The organism is Thiobacillus denitrificans ATCC 25259 (assembly GCF_000012745.1).
Taxonomy (GTDB): domain Bacteria; phylum Pseudomonadota; class Gammaproteobacteria; order Burkholderiales; family Thiobacillaceae; genus Thiobacillus; species Thiobacillus denitrificans_B.
Map to the genome: position 1 here is coordinate 220,277 of NC_007404.1, position 17,203 is coordinate 237,479.

Genomic DNA, 17,203 nt, shown 5'->3' on the forward strand with positions numbered 1-17,203 from the left:
CAGCGCGTGTCCCGCGCCGGGGGCGAGCGGAGCCCCCTAAAGTTTCCGCCGATTATAGGCGTTAGTGCTGTTGGAAATTGGACACAGGTGTCTAACTCTTGCAAAGCTGCGGCAAAAAGACTGTCTAAAACCGTTGCTTGTTGCTAGCATCTAAAAAAATAATTAAGAAGATCGCGCAACCGGCCGAAGTGTAAAGGAAAATTCTTGCACATTAATATCAATATGGACTGGCTGTCGGCCAAGGGCCTGCCCATTCTGGGCCTGGACATCAGTACGACGGCCATCAAGCTAGTCGAGCTGTCCGATGCGGGCAAGGGCATGTTGAGGGTCGAGCGCTACATCATCGAGCCGCTGCCGAAGGACGCGGTGAGCGACGGCAACATCGCCAATCTCGATCAGGTCGCCGACACGCTTCGCCATGCCTGGAAAACGCTCGGCTCGCGCGTCAAGAACGTCGCGCTCGCCTTGCCGTCATCGGCCGTCATTACCAAGAAAATCCTTGCTCCGGCGAGCCTCACCGGGATCGAGCTGGAAAATCAGGTCGAGGCCGAGGCGAATCAGGTCATTCCCTTCGCGCTCGACGAGGTGAACCTCGATTTCCAGGTGCTCGGGCCGTCGCCCGGGAGTCCGGACGACATGCAGATCCTGCTCGCGGCCGCGCGCAAGGAAAAGGTCGAGGACCGGGTCGCCGCGGTCGAGGCGGCCGGCCTGAAGGCGCTGATCATGGACGTCGAGTCGTACGCCACGCAGGCCGCCTATGAGCAGATCGCCCACCTGCTGCCCAATGGCGGCGCGGGGCAGACCGTCGCGATCATCGACGTCGGGGCGCAGAACATGCACATCAACATCCTGAACGACAACGAATCGGTGTACCTGCGCGAGCACGGCTTCGGCGGCAACCAGCTCAACAACGAAATCGCGCGGCGCTACGGCATGTCGGGCGAGGAGGCCGAAAACGCGAAGCGCAAGGGCTCGCTGCCGGAAAGCTACGAACTCGAGGTGTTGCAGCCTTACAGCGAGACGCTGGCGATGGAAATCGGCCGCGCGCTGCAGCTCTTCACGACCTCGACGCAGTACCGCAAGATCGACCAGATTCTGCTCGCCGGAGGCGGCGCCATGATCCCGGGTCTCGACGAAGTCGTCGCCCAGCGCACGGGTACGCCGACCCTAGTCGTCAACCCGTTCGCCAACATGGCGGTCGCTTCGAAAGTCCGCCCCCAAGCCCTTACCGCCGACGCGCCTTCGCTGTTCGTCGCCTGCGGCCTCGCCATGCGGAGGTTCGACTCGCAATGATCCGCATCAATCTCCTCCCCCACCGCGAAATCGCGCGCGCCGCGCGGCGGCGCCAGTTCAACGTCCTGCTCGGCCTGGCCGTCGCGGCAGGCGTGGTCGCGGTCATCCTCGGTCACAGCGTGATCGCGGCGCGGCAGTCCGCTCAGGAAGCCCGCAACGCCTTCCTCGAACAGGAAATCGCCAAGCTCGACAGCCAGATCGGGGAAATCAAGAAGATCCGTGAGCAGACGCAGGCCTTGCTGGAGCGCAAACAGGTCGTCGAGACGCTGCAGTCCAACCGCACCGAAGTGGTTCACCTCTTCGACCAGATGATCCGGCTCCTGCCCGAAGGTCTTTATCTGAAATCGTTCAAGCAAGTGGGCGACACGGTCACGATCGACGGCTACACGCAGTCGAGCGCGCGCGTCTCGACACTGATGCGCAATCTCGACGATTCGCCCTGGTTCGAATCGGCCGGGCTGGTCGAGATCAAGGCAGCGACCGTGAACAATCTGCGCGCCAATGAATTCGTTCTGACGGTGAAGCAATCGAGGCAGCAGGCCGACGCTGCGACCGAAGGGGGCAAGGCATGACCTTTGACGACCTCAACAACCTCGATCTGAAGGCCGCCGCCGACTGGCCGCTGCCGACCAAGCTCGTCGCCTTGTCGCTGCTGGCCGTCGCGATCGTTGCGGCCGGATGGTGGTTCGACTGGCGGGGTGGCATGGAAGCCGTCGACGCCGCGAAGCAGAAGGAAACGGAATTGCGCAGCGTCTTCGCGACCAAGAAGAATCAGGCGATCAACCTCGAGGCGTACCGGAAGCAGCTGACCGACATCGAGCAGGCCTTCGGCGCCTTGCTCAAGCAGCTGCCGAACAAGCAGGAAATGGACGCGCTGATCACCGACGTCAACCAGGCCGGACTCGGGCGCGGGCTGCAATTCGAGCTGTTTCGCCCCGAGGCCGAGACGGTCTCCGAGTTTTATGCGGAAACACCGATCCGCGTCAAAGTCACGGGCGGCTATCACGATGTCGCCGCGTTCGTCAGCGACGTCTCCAAGCTGTCGCGCATCGTGACGCTGCACGACATTGCGATGGTGCCATCCAAGGATCTGCTGAACATGGACGCGACGGTCAAGACCTACCGCTATCTCGACGACGAGGAAGTCATCGCGCGGAAACAGAAAACCAAGGAGCAGCCGAAATGAAGCGCCTGGCTACGGTATTGATCGCGCTCGGCCTGGGTGGCTGCGGCGGCAGCGGCACCGAGGACCTGCAGGCGTTTGTCAACGAAACCGGCAGGGACATGCAGGGCAAGATCGAGCCCCTCCCCGAGGTAAAGGTCTACGAGCCGTTCACCTACAACGCCTTCGACCTGCCCGACCCGTTCAAGCCGAGGAAGCTGTCATCGAGCGGGGGCGGCGGCGCCATGCAGCCCGACCTCACGCGCCCGCGGGAGCCCCTGGAGACGTTTTCGCTCGAGACGCTGAAGATGGTCGGCGTGGTCTCCAAGAAAGGCGCGGTCCACGCGGTGATCAAAACCCCCGATAGCGCGGTTTACCACGTCACCAGAGGAAATTACGTGGGCCAGAATTTCGGCCTGATCACGCGCATCGGCGACAGCGAAATGACCTTGCGCGAGATCGTGCAGGACAGCGCCGGGGATTGGTCCGAGCGCATCAGCACCCTGATATTGCAAGAATGATTTGTCGCATGAATTCCAAAGAGGCTGACATGAACGCACTGCCGAAAATTGCCCGGAAAATGGCCCATCGCCTGATCGCGGTCTTCCTATTCACCGGCCTGGCCATGGGCCCCGCGGCGCAGGCCGCCGACGCGCCGCCCACCGCCAACGCGGTGCAAAGCGTCGAAACGACGACCTTGCCCGGCGGCAAGGTGGTGGTCCGTGTCAACCTCAAGAAGCCGCTCGCCGCGACACCGGCCGGCTTTACGGTCGGCAATCCGCCGCGGATCGCACTCGATCTGCCCGATACCGGCAACGCGATGGGGCGCAACACGGTCGACGCCAATCTCGGCCCCTTGTCGAACGTGAACGTCGTGCAGGCGGGGACGCGCACCCGGCTTGTGCTGAACCTGAACAAGTCCGTCGAATATGACGCGCGGATCGAAGGCAATAGCCTGCTCGTCGCGCTGGGCGACGTCGGTGCGGGCGCCACGCCCGTGAATGCGAGCCCGCGATTTGCCGAGGCCGCACCTGGCGAGTCGCGTCACACGATCCGCGACGTCGACTTCCGCCGCGGCGCGGCCGGCGAAGCGCGCATCGTGACGACGCTGTCGGACGCACAGGCGGGCATCAACATCCGCCAGCAGGCCAACGGCGTCACCGTCGACTTCATCGGAACCGAATTGCCGAAAGCCTTGCAGCGTCGTCTCGACGTCGCCGACTTCGGTACGCCGGTGAAAGTGATCGAGACCTATTCGTTGGGCGACAACACGCGGATGGTGATCCAGCCGCAGGGCGGCTGGGAATACTCGGCCTATCAGACCGATAACAGCTTCATCGTCGAGGTCAAGGCGAGCGACGACGCGCAGAAGAAAACCGCCGACGGGAAGGTGAAATATAGCGGCGAGAAACTGTCGCTTAACTTCCAGAATGTCGAAGTGCGCTCGGTGCTGCAGGTGATCGCCGACTTCACCGGCCTCAACATCGTCGCGAGCGATACGGTCACCGGCAACCTCACGCTGCGACTCAAAGACGTCCCGTGGGACCAGGCGCTCGACCTGATCATGCAGACCAAGGGTCTCGACAAGCGCCAGAACGGCAACGTCATCTGGATCGCGCCGCGCGATGAGTTGCTGGCCAAGGAAAAGCTCGAATTCGAAGCCAAGAAACAGGTGGCCGACCTCGAGCCCCTGGTCACCGACTACATCCAGCTCAACTATCTCCGCGCTGACGAGGCGCAGACGATGTTGTACGGCTTCGCCTCGGGTGCGTTCCTGAACTCCGCGGGCAACAACGCGGTGAACTGCTCCACGCAGGCCCAGGGCCTCGGCGGCGCGGCGGTCGCGCAGGCCATGCAAAAAGGTGAAGGCGACACCGATCAGAAGGTGCTAACGAAGCGCGGGCGTGCGACCTACGAACTGAAGACCAATACGCTCATCATCACCGACACCGCGAGCAAGATCGCCGAAGTGCGTGGCCTGCTCGCGCGACTCGATGTGCCCGCGCGTCAGGTCATGATCGAAGCGCGTGTCGTCATCGCCGATAGCCTTTGGAGCCGCGAGCTCGGAGTCCGCCTCGGCACCCGTCTGTTCAAGGCAACCGGACGCGACAATATCGGCGTCGGCGGGACCCTGAACGAATCCGCGTCGATCGCAGCCGGTGGAACGCCGACCGTCACGCCGCAGGTGGAGTTGGGCACCGTGGGAGCCGCCGCCGGACAGATCGCGATGTCCCTGCTCAATGCCAGCAACGGAAACCTGCTCAGCCTGGAGTTGTCGGCGCTCGAAGCGGACAATCGCGGCAAGATTCTCTCCAACCCGCGCGTGATGACGTCCAACCAGAAGCCCGCCGTGATCCTGAACGGTACGCAAATTCCGTTCATCACACCGGGTACTGCGAACAGCCCCGCGACCGTGACGTTCAAGGACGCATTCCTGTGTCTGCTCGTCGACCCTCAGATACTGAACAACGATGCGCTGATCATGACGATCGAAGTGCAAAAGGATGCGATCGATACCGCCAATGCGGCCGTGGGGGCCGACATCATCGCCCCGGCGATCGCCACGCGCCGGATCAAGACGCAGGTTCGCGTGAACAACGGCGAGACGCTGGTCCTCGGTGGCATATTCGACCAGACCGAGTTCAACAACGTCGACAAGGTGCCCTTCCTCGGCGACGTGCCCGGGCTCGGCAACCTGTTCAAACGGACCAACAAGCAGGACCAGAAGACCGAGATGATCGTGTTCATCACGCCACGCATTCTCGACGAGCGGCTGTCCCTGCGCTGAGCGGGATGCAGGAACAAAAAACGCGGGCTTGCCCGCGTTTTTTGTTGTCGTTCAGTCCGACCACGCGCGCGCACCGCCGTCTCCAACCTCAATTAGAATGGCGCCATGAGCAAGCGCGACAATCTTTACCTCGTGGGCCTGATGGGCGCCGGCAAGACGACGGTCGGGCGCCTGCTCGCGAAGCACTACGGCTGCACGTTCTACGATTCCGACCACGAGATCGAAGCGCGCACGGGCGTGAAGATTCCCGTCATATTCGAGATCGAGGGCGAGGCCGGCTTCCGCAGGCGCGAGGAAGCGGTCATCGCTGAACTCACGACGCTTTCCGGAATCGTCCTCGCGACTGGCGGCGGCGCCGTCCTGTCGCCTGCCAACCGCGAACACCTGCGCACCAACGGCCTGGTGATCTACCTGCGCGGATCGCCCGAACAGCTGTGCGAGCGGACTCGGAACGATCGCAATCGGCCGCTGCTGCAAACCGGGAACCCGCTCGCCAAGCTGCGCGAGCTGTATCAGCAGCGCGATCCGATCTATCGCGAGCTCGCCGACGTGACGGTCGACACTGCGCGTCAAAGCGTCGCCGGAATGACGCGCGTGCTTTACGGCAAGCTCGACCTGCTCAAAGGGGAGGCGACGTCGTTCGACCCGGCGGGCTGAGGCGGGGCGCCGGCCCGGCCTGGCTGTCGGCGGGCGGCTCGCAAGCTGCCCAGCGGCCTGCGCATCGCTTCGTCTACACGCACGGCGCAGCACGTATCCCGCGACGGAACCCCGCCGCCCGCGCGCGAAGGAACTTCGGGAACCCACCCCACGCTGGCAGGAGCGCTTTCCGGCCATGACCGGCGTAGCCGAAGGCACTCGCGTACGCCTGCCTCTGCTGCTTCTGGCGCTCGCCTATACGCTTTTCGTCGTCTACGGGAGTCTCGTCCCGCTCGAATTCCGGCCGCTGTCGTGGGACACGGCGGTGGCCCGGTTCGGCGCCATGCCCTTCCTCAAGCTGGGCATCGGCTCGCGCGCCGACTGGATGGCGAACCTCCTGCTGTTCATTCCCCTGACCTTCGTCTGGATGGGCGTGCTGTCACCATCCGGCACCCTGCTCGGGCGGCTGGCTGCGACGCTCGTGCTGATTCCGCTCGCGACGGCTTTGAGTCTTGGCATCGAATTCGTCCAGCTGTTTTTCCCCCAGCGTACGGTGTCGCAGAACGACGTCTTCGCCGAGACACTGGGCGGCGTGCTGGGCGTCGCGCTGTGGTGGGTCGCCGGCGCGCGGTTCTCGGCATGGCTGCAAGGCTGGCGAGCGCAGCATTCCCGGGCCGCGCTGGCAGAGCGGATTGCCTGGACCTATTTCGCCGGCGTGCTGGTTTACAACGTGCTGCCGCTCGACCTGACGATCAGTGCGGTCGAGATCTTTCACAAATGGCAGGATGGTCGGGTCAATCTCATTCCCTTTGCGCGCCTGCCGGCCGACCCGTTCTACGCGGTCTACGAAATCGCGACCGACGCCTTGCTCTGGGTCCCGCTTGCACTGCTGTGGCGGCTCGACGGAAAGCGCGGGCCCTGGCGCGCCTGGGGCATGACGCTCGTGACCGCGGCCACGCTCGAAGTGTTGCAGCTCTTCGTCTTTTCGCGCGTCAGCGACATCACCGATCTCTTCACCGCGGCAGCCGGCGCGGCCCTGGGCACGGGGATCGGAAGCCGCGTGCGCGGCCGCGGCGCGCACGCGGAGGGCTTGACGCGCGACCGGGGCACGTCATGGGCAATGCGGCGGTGGGCGCCTTTCGTGTTGACCGCACTGTGGATGGCCGCGCTCGCCCTCGTGTTCTGGTTCCCGTTCGACTTCCGGACCGACGGCGCGTTTGTCCGCACCCGCCTCGACTTCGTCCTGCGCGTGCCCTTCGAGGTCTATTACTTCGGCACCGAGTACCGCGCGATCACCGAGGTCTTGCGCAAGACGCTGTTCTTCGCCCCGCTGGGCGCATTGCTCGCGTGGGGCGTCGCAGTCCAGCCGTGGCGCCTGCGCGCACCCTTGTTCGTGCTCGCACTGCTGCTTCTGGCCGCCGTGCCGGCAGTCATCGAATTCGGGCAGGTGATGCTGCCGCACAAGATTGCCGATACGACGGACTGGTTCCTCGCGTGGGCCGGTGGTCTGGCCGGTTACGCGCTGGCCCGCCGGTTTGCCCGCGCGCCGCGCGTCGTGGCCGCGCCGCATGTCTCGCGGGGCGAGGAAGCGCACACGAATCCGGCGAGCCAGCCGGTCGGCTGGCATTTCGTGTTCTCGACCGCCGGCCTCGCACTGCTCCTGTGGCTACTCGGCCAGGCCGCCTTCGTGCCGTACAACGTGCGCGAGCTGTTGCAACACGATAGCCCGGTACTCTCGGCGCTGCTTCTCGCGGTCGCCTGCTACTGGCTCGCGGTCTGGCCCCTGTGGCTCGCACGCCGCCGCGTCTCGGCGCTTGCGCGTCTGCTTCAGTTGCCGTTCGGCTTGTTCGTCTACGGGCTCGTCGCCTTTCTGCTGCTGCGCTTCGCCGTTCCGGAGGAGAGCCTGCACGATCTGGTCGGAAGCCCGATTCTCGGGTGGGGCCAGTGGGAAACCGGCGTCCGATGGATTGCGCTCGCAAGCGTGCCCGGTGCCATGCTGTATCTCGCCGCGCAGAGCATTCGGCGCTGGCGGGGGCGGACGCTCGGCGCAATCCATTTCTGCGCCGTGCTCCCGGTGCTGGCCATCGCCTACTGGGCTGTCGTTCACCGTGCCGCCACCGACAACCTCGTCGAACTCATCGCCACGCCGCGGCCACTCGCTTTCGCCGCACTTTGCGGCGCGCTCTGGCTGCTGTTTTTCGCGGCCGCGTCGGTCGCATCGCCGCAGTCCGCGTCCATGCGCTTCGGCAGGCCCATCGTGGTGGCGCTTTCGCTGCCGCTCGCCGCGTTACTGGTCCATTTCGGTCTCGCCGACGAGATCGACAAGTATGGTCAACGGTTCTCTGCGCTGCAGTTCCTGTTAAGCGCGGACCGTCAAAATTACGCGGCGCCGGCCTACATCTGGTTGCGCTATGCGGGCGTGCATGTGCTTGTCATCGCCGGGCTTGCGTTCATACAATGGCCGCACTTCAGAACCGCCCGACGAACTCACGCCCAAGGCTCCGATGTCCCTTATTGACGTTTTCAACGGCGATGCCGACGGCATCTGCGCGCTTCACCAACTGCGCCTCGAGCAACCGGGCCAATCCGAGCTCGTGACCGGCCCCAAGCGCGATATCAGTCTGCTCAAGCGCGTGACCGCAGACACGGGCGACCAGATCACCGTGCTCGATATCGCGCTGTCGAAGAATCGCGAAGCGCTCGACCGGCTGCTCGCCGTCGGGGCCCGCGTGCGCTACTTCGACCATCACCAGCCGGGTGACGACCTGCCTCGCCATCCCGGCTTCGAACCGCACATCGACACCGACGCCAACGTCTGCACGAGCCTCCTGGTCAATGCGTACTTGCACGGCCGACGCCTGCCCTGGGCGGTGGTGGCCGCGTTCGGCGACAACCTGGCGGACGCGGCACGGCAGGCAGCCGCGCCGCTCGGGCTGGGCGAGGCGCAGTTGCAAAGCCTGCAGTCGCTTGGTGAGTGCCTCAATTACAACGGTTACGGCGAGACGCTCGACGACCTCTTTTTCGACCCCGCCGACCTCTACCGCCAGCTGCGGCCCTTCGACGACCCTTTGGCCTTCGTCGCCGAATCGACCGCCTACCGGACGCTGAGGACGGGCTTCGACAGCGACATGGCGCAGGCGCGCGCGGTGGGCGCCGCCGAGGACCGCGCGGCGGGGCGCATCTTCATGCTGCCGGCCGAGAAATGGGCACGACGCATTTCCGGCGTCTTCGGCAACGCGCTCGCCACCGCGTCGCCCCGACAGGCCCACGCCGTGCTCACGGCCAAGCCAGGCGGCGGCTACGTCGTCAGCGTGCGCGCGCCGCTTGCGAACAAGACCGGCGCCGACCAGTTGTGTAGCCAGTTCGAGACCGGCGGCGGGCGTAAAGGCGCGGCCGGCATCAACCACCTTCCCGAGTCGGAACTCGACCGATTCATTGCTGTTTTTTTCCAGATTTACAACTAGCTCGTGCGCCTCCTCCCCACGAGCGTGCGCCCTATTCCATCGGACCTTGGAGCAGCATGGTGAATCAACTGATCGAGCCCTACGGCGGCACCCTCGTCAATCTGATCGATCCGGAGAAGCGTGAAGCTCTCAAACACGAGGCGCTGAGCCTGCCGTCGCTCGACCTCGATTGGCAGCAGCAGTGCGAGCTCGAAATGCTGATGACCGGCGCCTATTCGCCGCTGACCGGTTTCATGACGCGCGCGCAATGCGCTCGCGTCGAGTCGGCGCAGCAGCTGGACGACGGCAGCTTCTGGCCGTCTCCGATCACACTGACGAGCCGGGATCGCGCGCTCGCCGACCGTCGGCCGGGCGAGCGCCTCGCGTTGCGTGACGGCGAAGGCTACATGCTCGCGATCCTGACGCTCAGCGATGTGTGGAAAGACGGCGAGCGCTGGCATCTGGCGGGCGAAGTCGAGGGCGCGGCCTTGCCTCCACATCCCGACTTCGTCAGCCTGCGCGCGACGCCCGCCGAATTGCGCGCGCTATTCGTTCGCCGCGGCTGGCGCCGGATCATCGCCTGGCAGGCGCGCCAACCGATGCACCGTGCGCAATACGAGTTCTGTCTGAAGAGCGCGATCGAGAACGAGGCCAACCTGCTGCTGCATCCGCAGGTCGGCGGCGACATCACGGAGGCGCCAGCGTATTTCGGCCTGGTGCGCAGCTTTCTCGCGATCCGCGACCGCTTTCCGGCGGCGACCACGCAGCTCTCATTGTTGCCTGCGCCGCCACCCGAGGCGAGCGGGCGCGCACTGCTGTTGCGCGCGATCGTCGCGCGCAACTTCGGCTGCAGCCTGCTGATCGCGGGCGGCGAGCATCAACCCGACGGCGGCGATTGCCGGCGCGGCGAGGACCTCACGCAGAACCGGGTCGATCCCTCGGTCGCCGAACGCGCGGAAAAAATCGGCGTGCGGCTCATCGCCTACCCACGCATGGTCTACGTCGAGGATCGCGCCGAGCATCTTCCGGAAGCCGAAGCCCCGCAGGGCGCACGCTTGCTCACGCTTTCCGGCGAGGAATTCCAGCGCCGCATGCGCGCCGGCCTCAAGATCCCCGAGTGGTACAGCTTTCCCGAAGTGCTGGCCGAACTGCACCGGCAGACGCCGCCCCGCGAGCGCCAGGGGTTCACGGTGTTTTTCACCGGCCTGTCGGGCGCCGGGAAATCGACGCTCGCCCGCGCGCTGGCCGCGCGGCTCATGGAAATGGGCGGGCGCTGCGTGACCTTGCTCGACGGCGATATCGTGCGCCGGCATCTGTCGTCGGAGCTGGGCTTTTCGAAAGCGCACCGTGACGTCAACGTGCGCCGGATCGGTTTTGTCGCGAGCGAGATCACCAAGAACCGCGGTATCGCGATCTGTGCGCCCATCGCGCCTTACCGGCAGACGCGCCGTGACGTGCGGGCGATGATCGAGGCGGTCGGCGGCTTCGTCGAAATTCATGTCGCGACGCCGATCGAAACCTGCGAGTCGCGCGATCGCAAAGGTCTCTACGCCAAGGCGCGTGCCGGCCTGATCCCGGAATTCACAGGGGTGTCCGACCCCTACGAGGTGCCCGAGACGCCCGAACTCGCGATCGATACGACGGGGCTTGCGATCGATGAAGCCGTGCAGCAGATCCTGCTCAAGCTCGAACACGAAGGCTATCTGCGCTGAATCGGCGCGAGACGACCCGGTGAAAAGAAGACGGCGACCCGCGGGTCGCCGTCTTCTTTCTGGGCCAGCGTGAGACTTAGACGCGGGTCTTGCGGCGGCGTGCGGCGGCGAGTCCGGCCATGCCGATGCCGAGCAGCGCGAGCGAAGCGGGCTCGGGCACGCCAGGCAGGCTGCCCTGCTCGAGCAGCGCGTAGTGGATCGTCCCGCCGGCGTTCAGCACCTCGCCGAAGCCGTCGCCCCAGAACTGCACTTTCGTGAAGTTGCCCGAGTCGTCGAAGGCGGCGACGAAGACACCGGCGCCGCCGTTGGTCAGGTAGCCGTCCCCGAGGGTGGTCGAATGACCGACGAGAATAGGCGCGCCGTCGTCGAACGAAATGTAAAGATCGGACGGCTGGCAGCAGGTCGACCAGTCACCGACTTCGAAGCCGATCGCGTTGACCGCGGTGTCGAAAGTCAGCGTCATGCCGCTGCCGATCGCGCCGATGCCCGGCCCGGAGCCGGCTGGGTCGATGCTGACCATATGGCCGCTGGTCTGCCGGCTCGGACTCGAGTTATAGAGCGTGTAGACCGACGAGAACATGGAGCTACCGTCGTTCATGCTCACGACATAGTCACCCTGATCCGAGGACGTCCCGCTCAAGGCGCTCGACCAGACGTCGTGGGTGGCAGTGCCGCCCGCGGCGGCAACCGTGCTGTTGAAGTTCGCAAGGCCGCCGTCGAAGTCGTCGTAGACGGTCACGATCGTCGCATTGGCGAGACTCGCGGCCACCGACGACGCGGCAAACAGGGCGATCGGGGCGAAGCGCTTGAAGCTTGGTTTCATTATGGCCTCCTTGAACGATGGGAAAGACGGGCAACTCAGGCGGGGCTCATGGAGCGCACGACCCCTTGCACATCTGGCTCAAAGCATCACGCGTGCCATGTCCTGTAGCGCGCGGCAATGTCCAGTCTAATCAATGACCTATGTGGAGTCAGCGGCAGGTGTGGCGGCGCGGATGGGCCGGCCTTGTAAAAACCGCCGACAGTCAGTGACGGCGTTTGGGGACGGCCAGGCTGCCCAGCACCATGCCCAGCGCGCTCGCGATCAGGCCGGCGAACTGCGGTGGCAACGCGGCGTCCGGCGCAACGAACTCCACCGCGACCCAGACGACGAAACCGAGCGCGATCGCAAGCCCGGCGCCGACGTTGCTCGCGCGTCGCCAGTAAAGCCCGGCCACGAGCGGAACGAAGGCACAGGCAAGCGTGACCTTGTAGGCGTTCGCGACCATTTCGTGAATGCTGGTGCTCGATTGCAGCGACCACAGCGAGTAGGCGACGACGAGTACGCTGAAGGCGACAACGACGGCGCGCGTGATCCACAGCAGCTGCGTTTCGTTCATGCCGTGCCGGGGCATGAATTCCCGGATGACGTTTTCCGAAATCGTGACCGAAGGCGCGAGCAGCGTGCCCGACGCGGTCGACATGATCACCGACAGCAGCGCGCCATAAAAGATGATTTGCGCATAGAGCGGCAGATGGCTCTTGACGAAGGCGGGCAGCACGCGCTGCGCGTCCTCGGCGAGCGCCGCCTGCGTCATCGCCGGATCGACCAGCGTCGCGGCATAGGTGAGATAGATCGGTACCGCGGCGAACAGGAAATACAGCAGGCCACCGACGAGCGTGCCCCATACCGCGATGCGCTCGGTTTTCCCGGCGTTGGCACGCTGGAAGACGTCCTGCTGCGGAATCGATCCGAGCCCCATGGTAAGCAGACCGGCCACGAAGGTCAGGATCGCCGCCCATTCCAGCGGTGGCCAGAATTCGAACTTGCCCGCCGCTGCGGCGTGCGCGACGACCGGGGCGACGCCGTCGACCTCGGGCATGTCGCCGACGAGCTTCGCGATCCACAGCAGACCGAGCACGATGACGGTCATCTGGACCAGGGTGGTCAGCGCCACCGACCACATGCCGCCAAACAGCGTGTACAGCAGCACGACCGACGCACCGATCACGATGCCCTGCGGCTGGGTGACGAGGCCTTCGGAGAGCACGTTGAACACCAGCCCCAGCGCGACCACCTGTGCCGACACCCAGCCGAGGTAGGACAGCGCGATCGCGGACGAAATGACCACCTCGACCGGGCGGTTGTAGCGCTGGCGAAAGAAGTCGCCGAGCGTCAGCAGTTGCATGCGGTACAGCGGACGCGCGAAGAACAGACCGAACAGGATCAGTGCGAGCGAGGCGCCGAAGGGGTCGGCGATCGTCGCGCCGAGGTTCTCGTCGAGGAAGGTCGCCGGAATGCCGAGCACGGTTTCGGCGCCGAACCAGGTCGCGAAGACCATCGCGACGACGACGACCATCGGCAGGGCCCGTCCCGCGGTGATGTAATCGCCGGCGCCATGGACCTTGGTCGCGCCGTACAGTCCGATACCGATCGACACGACGAGGTAGAGAGCGACAAAACCGATCAGCACGCCTTGCCCCTACTGCAGGATGGAATAGAGCACGAGCCCCGACAGCACGGTGAGCAGCACGGCGATCGCCCCGAGCCATGTGTTGCGCGTCTGCTGCTGGCGCAGCATCAGCACGAGATCCGCTTCCACCAGCGCGAGACGGTTGTCGGCGAGCGCGGCGTGAGCCAGCCGCGGCAGCTGCGGCAGCAGGGTCGCCCATTTCGGCGCCTCGGCTTCGAGGCTCTTGAGCAGCGCCCGCCAGCCGATCTGCTCGTTCATCCAGCGCTCGAGGAATGGCTTTGCGGTCTTCCACAGATCGAGATCCGGGTCGAGCTGACGCCCCAGTCCTTCGATGTTGAGCAGCGTCTTCTGCAGCAGCGCGAGCTGCGGCTGGATTTCCACGTTGAAGCGGCGCGAGGCCTGAAAGAGCTGCAGCAGCACGCGGCCGAACGAGATGTCCTTGAGCGGCCGATCGAATACCGGTTCGCACACGGCGCGCACGGCCGCTTCGAGTTCGTCGACGCGCGTGTCGGGCGGAACCCATCCCGATTCGAGATGCGCGAGCGCGACGCCGCGGTAATCCCTGCGGAAGAAGGCGAGGAAATTGCGCGCGAGGTACTGCTTGTCGATCTCGGTGAGCGTTCCCATGATGCCGAAATCGAGCGCGACATACTGGTCGACGCGCGCGACCTCGCCGGCCGCCGGGCTGCCGGCGAGGTCGCGAGCCGGCCGTACGAGGATGTTGCCCGGATGCATGTCGGCGTGGAAAAAGCCGTCGCGGAACACCTGGGTGAAGAAAATTTCGACACCGGTCGCGGCCAGTCGCCCGAAGTCGACGCCGGCTTCGCGCAGGCGCTCGATCTGACTGACCGGAATGCCGTCCATGCGGTCCATCACCATGACGTCCGCACTGCAGTAGTCCCAGTACACCTCGGGCACCGCGAGCAGCGGCGAGTCGCGGAAGTTGCGCCGCAGCTGCGAGCAGTTGGACGCCTCGCGCATGAGGTCGAGCTCGTCGGCCAGATGTTTTTCGAACTCGGAGACGACCTCGCGCGGACGCAGCCGCTTGCCGTCGGCGAACAGCTTCTCGACGAGCGCCGCCGCGAGGTACATGAGCGAGACGTCGTGCGCGATGACCGGCGCGATGCCGGGGCGCAGGACCTTGACCGCCACCTCGGTACCGTCGTGCAGCCGCGCGAAATGCACCTGGGCGACCGAAGCCGAGGCGACCGGGGTGGCGTCGAACTCGGCGAAAGCCGAAGACAGCGGCGTGCGGTAGGCGGCCTCGATCGTCGCGATCGCCTGCACCGAGGGAAAGGGCGGGACGCGGTCCTGCAGGCGCGACAGCTCTTCGACGATGTCCGCAGGCACGAGGTCGGGGCGGGTCGACAGGAGTTGCCCGAACTTGACGAATATCGGTCCGAGCGACTCGAGCGCGCGGCGCAGGCGCACGGCGCGCGGCTCGCGCAGCGGTCGCCAGAACAGCGTGATGCGCACGAGCCAGCGCAAGGGGCGTACGCGCTCGTGTCCGAGGAAGAACTCTTCGAGACCGAAGCGCAGGCCGGTGCGGATGATGCGCGCGAGACGCAGGAGTTTCATCGGGCCTCGGCTTCCAGGCGACGCAGGCGCGCGGCGAGGCGCTCGCTGTCGTCGGCGAGGGCGTCCACCTGCCGATTGAAGCGTGCGACGTCGACGCCCCGGGCCATCACCTCCGCCTCTTCGACGGCATATTCGCCGACATTGCGCCCCAGCGCAGTCGCCGCGTCGCCGAGCGCAGCGAGGGCGCCCCGGCCCAGGTGGTGCAGCCGGGCCGCGGCGACGTCGCCGACCCAAGGGACGAGGTCCGACTCGACGTCCCACTCGAGTTGCCGGAAGACGCGGTCGAGCGTCGCGAGCAGCGCCGGGTCGCCGCGGTAGTCGGCAAAACGGAAGGCTTCGCGGCCGGCGAACGGCAGGCGTGCCACAAGCGCAGCGGTCGGCGCGATGACCGCGTCGGGAGCGTCGATGGCCGCCTGCGAAAAATAGCCGTCGTCGGCGATGCGGGCGTCGTAGCGGACGACGCCGAGGTCGAAGCGCACGCCCGCGCCGGCATGGCGGGCGAGGGCCGCGGGCGCGCCCGGCGACTGACGCAGCAGATGATTGAGGCTGCGTTCGACGAGGCCTGCAGCGATCAAACCTTGTAGCCTTTGTGCAGGGCGACGACGCCGGCCGTCATGTTGTGGTAGCTGACGCGGGCGAATCCCGCGCTTTCCATCATCGCCTTGAGTTCTTCCTGGCCGGGATGCATGCGGATCGACTCGGCGAGATATTGATAGCTCGCGGCGTCGTTCGCGACGAGCCTGCCCATGAGCGGAAGCAGCTTGAACGAGTAGAGGTCGTAGGCGGCCTCGAGCGGCTTCCAGACCTTGGAAAACTCGAGCACGAGCAGGCGGCCGCCCGGCCTCAGCACGCGGTGCATCTCGGCCAGCGCCTGGTCCTTGTGCGTCATGTTGCGCAGGCCGAACGCGACCGACACGCAATCGAAGTAATCGTCGGGAAAGGGCAGGCGTTCGCCGTCGCACTGCACCGCGGGCGGCGTTCTGCCCTCGTTGAGCATGCGGTCGCGGCCTTCGCGCAGCATCGAGAAGTTGATGTCGGTCAGCAAAACCGTGCCGCTCGCGCCGACTTCCTTGAGGAAGAGGCGCGTGAGGTCGGCCGTGCCGCCGGCCACGTCGAGCACCTTCATGCCGGGCCGCAGCCCTGCCTGCGCGACGGCGAAGCGCTTCCAGAGGCGGTGCAGGCCCGCCGACATCAGGTCGTTCATGATGTCGTATTGCGCCGCGACCGAATGGAAGACCTCGGCCACCTTGGCGGCTTTCTCGGATTCGGCGACCTCCTGGTAGCCAAAGTGGGTGGTTTTTTCCATGGCAGTCGGGCTGAGCGGACAAGCCCGCGATTCTACCAGCGCGGGCGCGGGAACGCCCCGCCGCGGCGCGTGACGTCATAAATCAGTCATACTGCCGTCATAGCATGGCCACCATTCAAAATGCTGGAGCGACGATGGCTGCCAATATTCTGCTGGTCGAGGACGAACCCGGGATCCAGGAGCTGCTGAAATTCAATCTCACGCAGGCGGGTCATCAGGTCACCGCGGCGGGGGATGCCGAGCACGCGCTGAAATTCCTCAAGACGACGCTACCCGACGTCATCCTGCTCGACTGGATGTTGCCCGGCATGTCCGGCATCGACCTGTGCCGGCGCCTGCGCGGCGACGCGCGCTATCAGCCGGTTCCGATCATCATGCTGACCGCGCGCGGCGAGGAGCGCGACAAGGTGCTCGGCCTCGACACCGGCGCCGACGACTACATCACCAAGCCGTTCTCGCCGCGCGAACTGGTCTCGCGGATCAAGGCCGTGTTGCGCCGCCGCGCGCCGCAGATGACCGAGGAAGCGGTCGAAGTCGCCGGCCTGCGGCTCGACCCGGTAAGCCATCGCGTCCAGGGCAAGGGCATCGCGCTCGAGCTCGGTCCGACCGAGTTCCGCCTGCTGCATTTCTTCATGACCCATCCCGAGCGCGTCTACACGCGGCCGCAGCTGCTCGATCAGGTCTGGGGCGACGACGTGTTCGTCGAAGAGCGCACGGTCGACGTCCACATCCGTCGCCTGCGGCTCGCGCTCGAGCCCTCCGGGCACGCCGCGCTCGTGCAGACGGTACGCGGCTCCGGCTATCGCTTTTCGACCGAAGTGGGCTGATAATC

At 65.6% G+C, this 17,203-nt stretch carries 15 protein-coding genes; 10 read left to right on the forward strand and 5 right to left on the reverse strand.

Features of this window, described 5'->3' with window-relative positions:
• Nucleotides 1-204 precede the first annotated feature (204 nt).
• The 9 genes from TBD_RS01015 to cysC all read left to right on the forward strand — a co-directional run bounded on the left by TBD_RS01015 (nt 205) and on the right by cysC (nt 11,034).
• The gene (locus TBD_RS01015; protein ID WP_011310715.1) at nt 205-1,293 is read left to right on the forward strand and encodes a pilus assembly protein PilM; all 1,089 of its coding nucleotides are present in this window, start codon (nt 205-207) and stop codon (nt 1,291-1,293) included.
• Complete coding sequence (locus TBD_RS01020) at nt 1,290-1,865, forward strand: PilN domain-containing protein (protein ID WP_011310716.1); 576 nt, start codon at nt 1,290-1,292, stop codon at nt 1,863-1,865. Before TBD_RS01015 ends, TBD_RS01020 begins: the two co-directional genes overlap by 4 nt.
• Nucleotides 1,862-2,479 carry a type 4a pilus biogenesis protein PilO gene (locus TBD_RS01025; RefSeq protein WP_011310717.1) on the forward strand — a complete coding sequence of 206 codons (618 nt, stop codon included), beginning with the start codon at nt 1,862-1,864 and terminating at the stop codon, nt 2,477-2,479. Before TBD_RS01020 ends, TBD_RS01025 begins: the two co-directional genes overlap by 4 nt.
• On the forward strand, nt 2,476-2,976 hold the full coding sequence (locus TBD_RS01030) for a pilus assembly protein PilP (RefSeq protein WP_011310718.1): 501 nt from the start codon (nt 2,476-2,478) through the stop codon (nt 2,974-2,976). The genes TBD_RS01025 and TBD_RS01030 overlap by 4 nt, the downstream gene beginning before the upstream one ends.
• A gap of 8 nt (nt 2,977-2,984) precedes the next feature.
• Complete coding sequence (gene pilQ / locus TBD_RS01035) at nt 2,985-5,243, forward strand: type IV pilus secretin family protein (protein WP_238376472.1); 2,259 nt, start codon at nt 2,985-2,987, stop codon at nt 5,241-5,243.
• Nucleotides 5,244-5,348: 105 nt separating this feature from the next.
• Nucleotides 5,349-5,900, forward strand: coding sequence for a shikimate kinase (locus tag TBD_RS01040; protein WP_011310720.1), 552 nt, complete (start codon nt 5,349-5,351; stop codon nt 5,898-5,900).
• A 175-nt stretch (nt 5,901-6,075) separates the two neighbouring features.
• A complete protein-coding gene (locus TBD_RS01045; RefSeq protein WP_011310721.1) occupies nt 6,076-8,397 on the forward strand; it encodes a VanZ family protein in 2,322 nt (773 codons plus the stop codon).
• On the forward strand, nt 8,384-9,343 hold the full coding sequence (locus TBD_RS01050; protein WP_011310722.1) for a hypothetical protein: 960 nt from the start codon (nt 8,384-8,386) through the stop codon (nt 9,341-9,343). The genes TBD_RS01045 and TBD_RS01050 overlap by 14 nt, the downstream gene beginning before the upstream one ends.
• Before the next feature lie 56 nt (nt 9,344-9,399).
• Complete coding sequence (gene cysC / locus TBD_RS01055; protein WP_011310723.1) at nt 9,400-11,034, forward strand: adenylyl-sulfate kinase; 1,635 nt, start codon at nt 9,400-9,402, stop codon at nt 11,032-11,034.
• Nucleotides 11,035-11,110: 76 nt separating this feature from the next.
• On the opposite strand, the gene TBD_RS15030 is transcribed toward cysC, so the two are convergent.
• The 5 genes from TBD_RS15030 to ubiE form a co-directional block, all read right to left on the reverse strand.
• A complete protein-coding gene (locus TBD_RS15030) occupies nt 11,111-11,857 on the reverse strand; it encodes a PEP-CTERM sorting domain-containing protein (RefSeq protein ID WP_011310724.1) in 747 nt (248 codons plus the stop codon).
• Nucleotides 11,858-12,059: 202 nt separating this feature from the next.
• Nucleotides 12,060-13,487, reverse strand: a complete 1,428-nt coding sequence (locus TBD_RS01065) for a sodium:solute symporter family protein (protein WP_011310725.1) — start codon at nt 13,485-13,487, stop codon at nt 12,060-12,062.
• A 9-nt stretch (nt 13,488-13,496) separates the two neighbouring features.
• Nucleotides 13,497-15,065, reverse strand: coding sequence for a ubiquinone biosynthesis regulatory protein kinase UbiB (ubiB, locus tag TBD_RS01070; RefSeq protein ID WP_011310726.1), 1,569 nt, complete (start codon nt 15,063-15,065; stop codon nt 13,497-13,499).
• Nucleotides 15,062-15,640, reverse strand: coding sequence for a ubiquinone biosynthesis accessory factor UbiJ (locus TBD_RS01075; protein WP_041432173.1), 579 nt, complete (start codon nt 15,638-15,640; stop codon nt 15,062-15,064). The genes ubiB and TBD_RS01075 overlap by 4 nt, the downstream gene beginning before the upstream one ends.
• Nucleotides 15,637-16,371 carry a bifunctional demethylmenaquinone methyltransferase/2-methoxy-6-polyprenyl-1,4-benzoquinol methylase UbiE gene (gene ubiE / locus TBD_RS01080; protein WP_011310728.1) on the reverse strand — a complete coding sequence of 245 codons (735 nt, stop codon included), beginning with the start codon at nt 16,369-16,371 and terminating at the stop codon, nt 15,637-15,639. Before ubiE ends, TBD_RS01075 begins: the two co-directional genes overlap by 4 nt.
• A 134-nt stretch (nt 16,372-16,505) precedes the next feature.
• On the opposite strand from ubiE, the gene phoB reads away from it, so the two are divergent.
• The gene (gene phoB, locus TBD_RS01085) at nt 16,506-17,198 is read left to right on the forward strand and encodes a phosphate regulon transcriptional regulator PhoB (RefSeq protein ID WP_011310729.1); all 693 of its coding nucleotides are present in this window, start codon (nt 16,506-16,508) and stop codon (nt 17,196-17,198) included.
• The last annotated feature ends 5 nt before the right edge of the window (nt 17,199-17,203 follow it).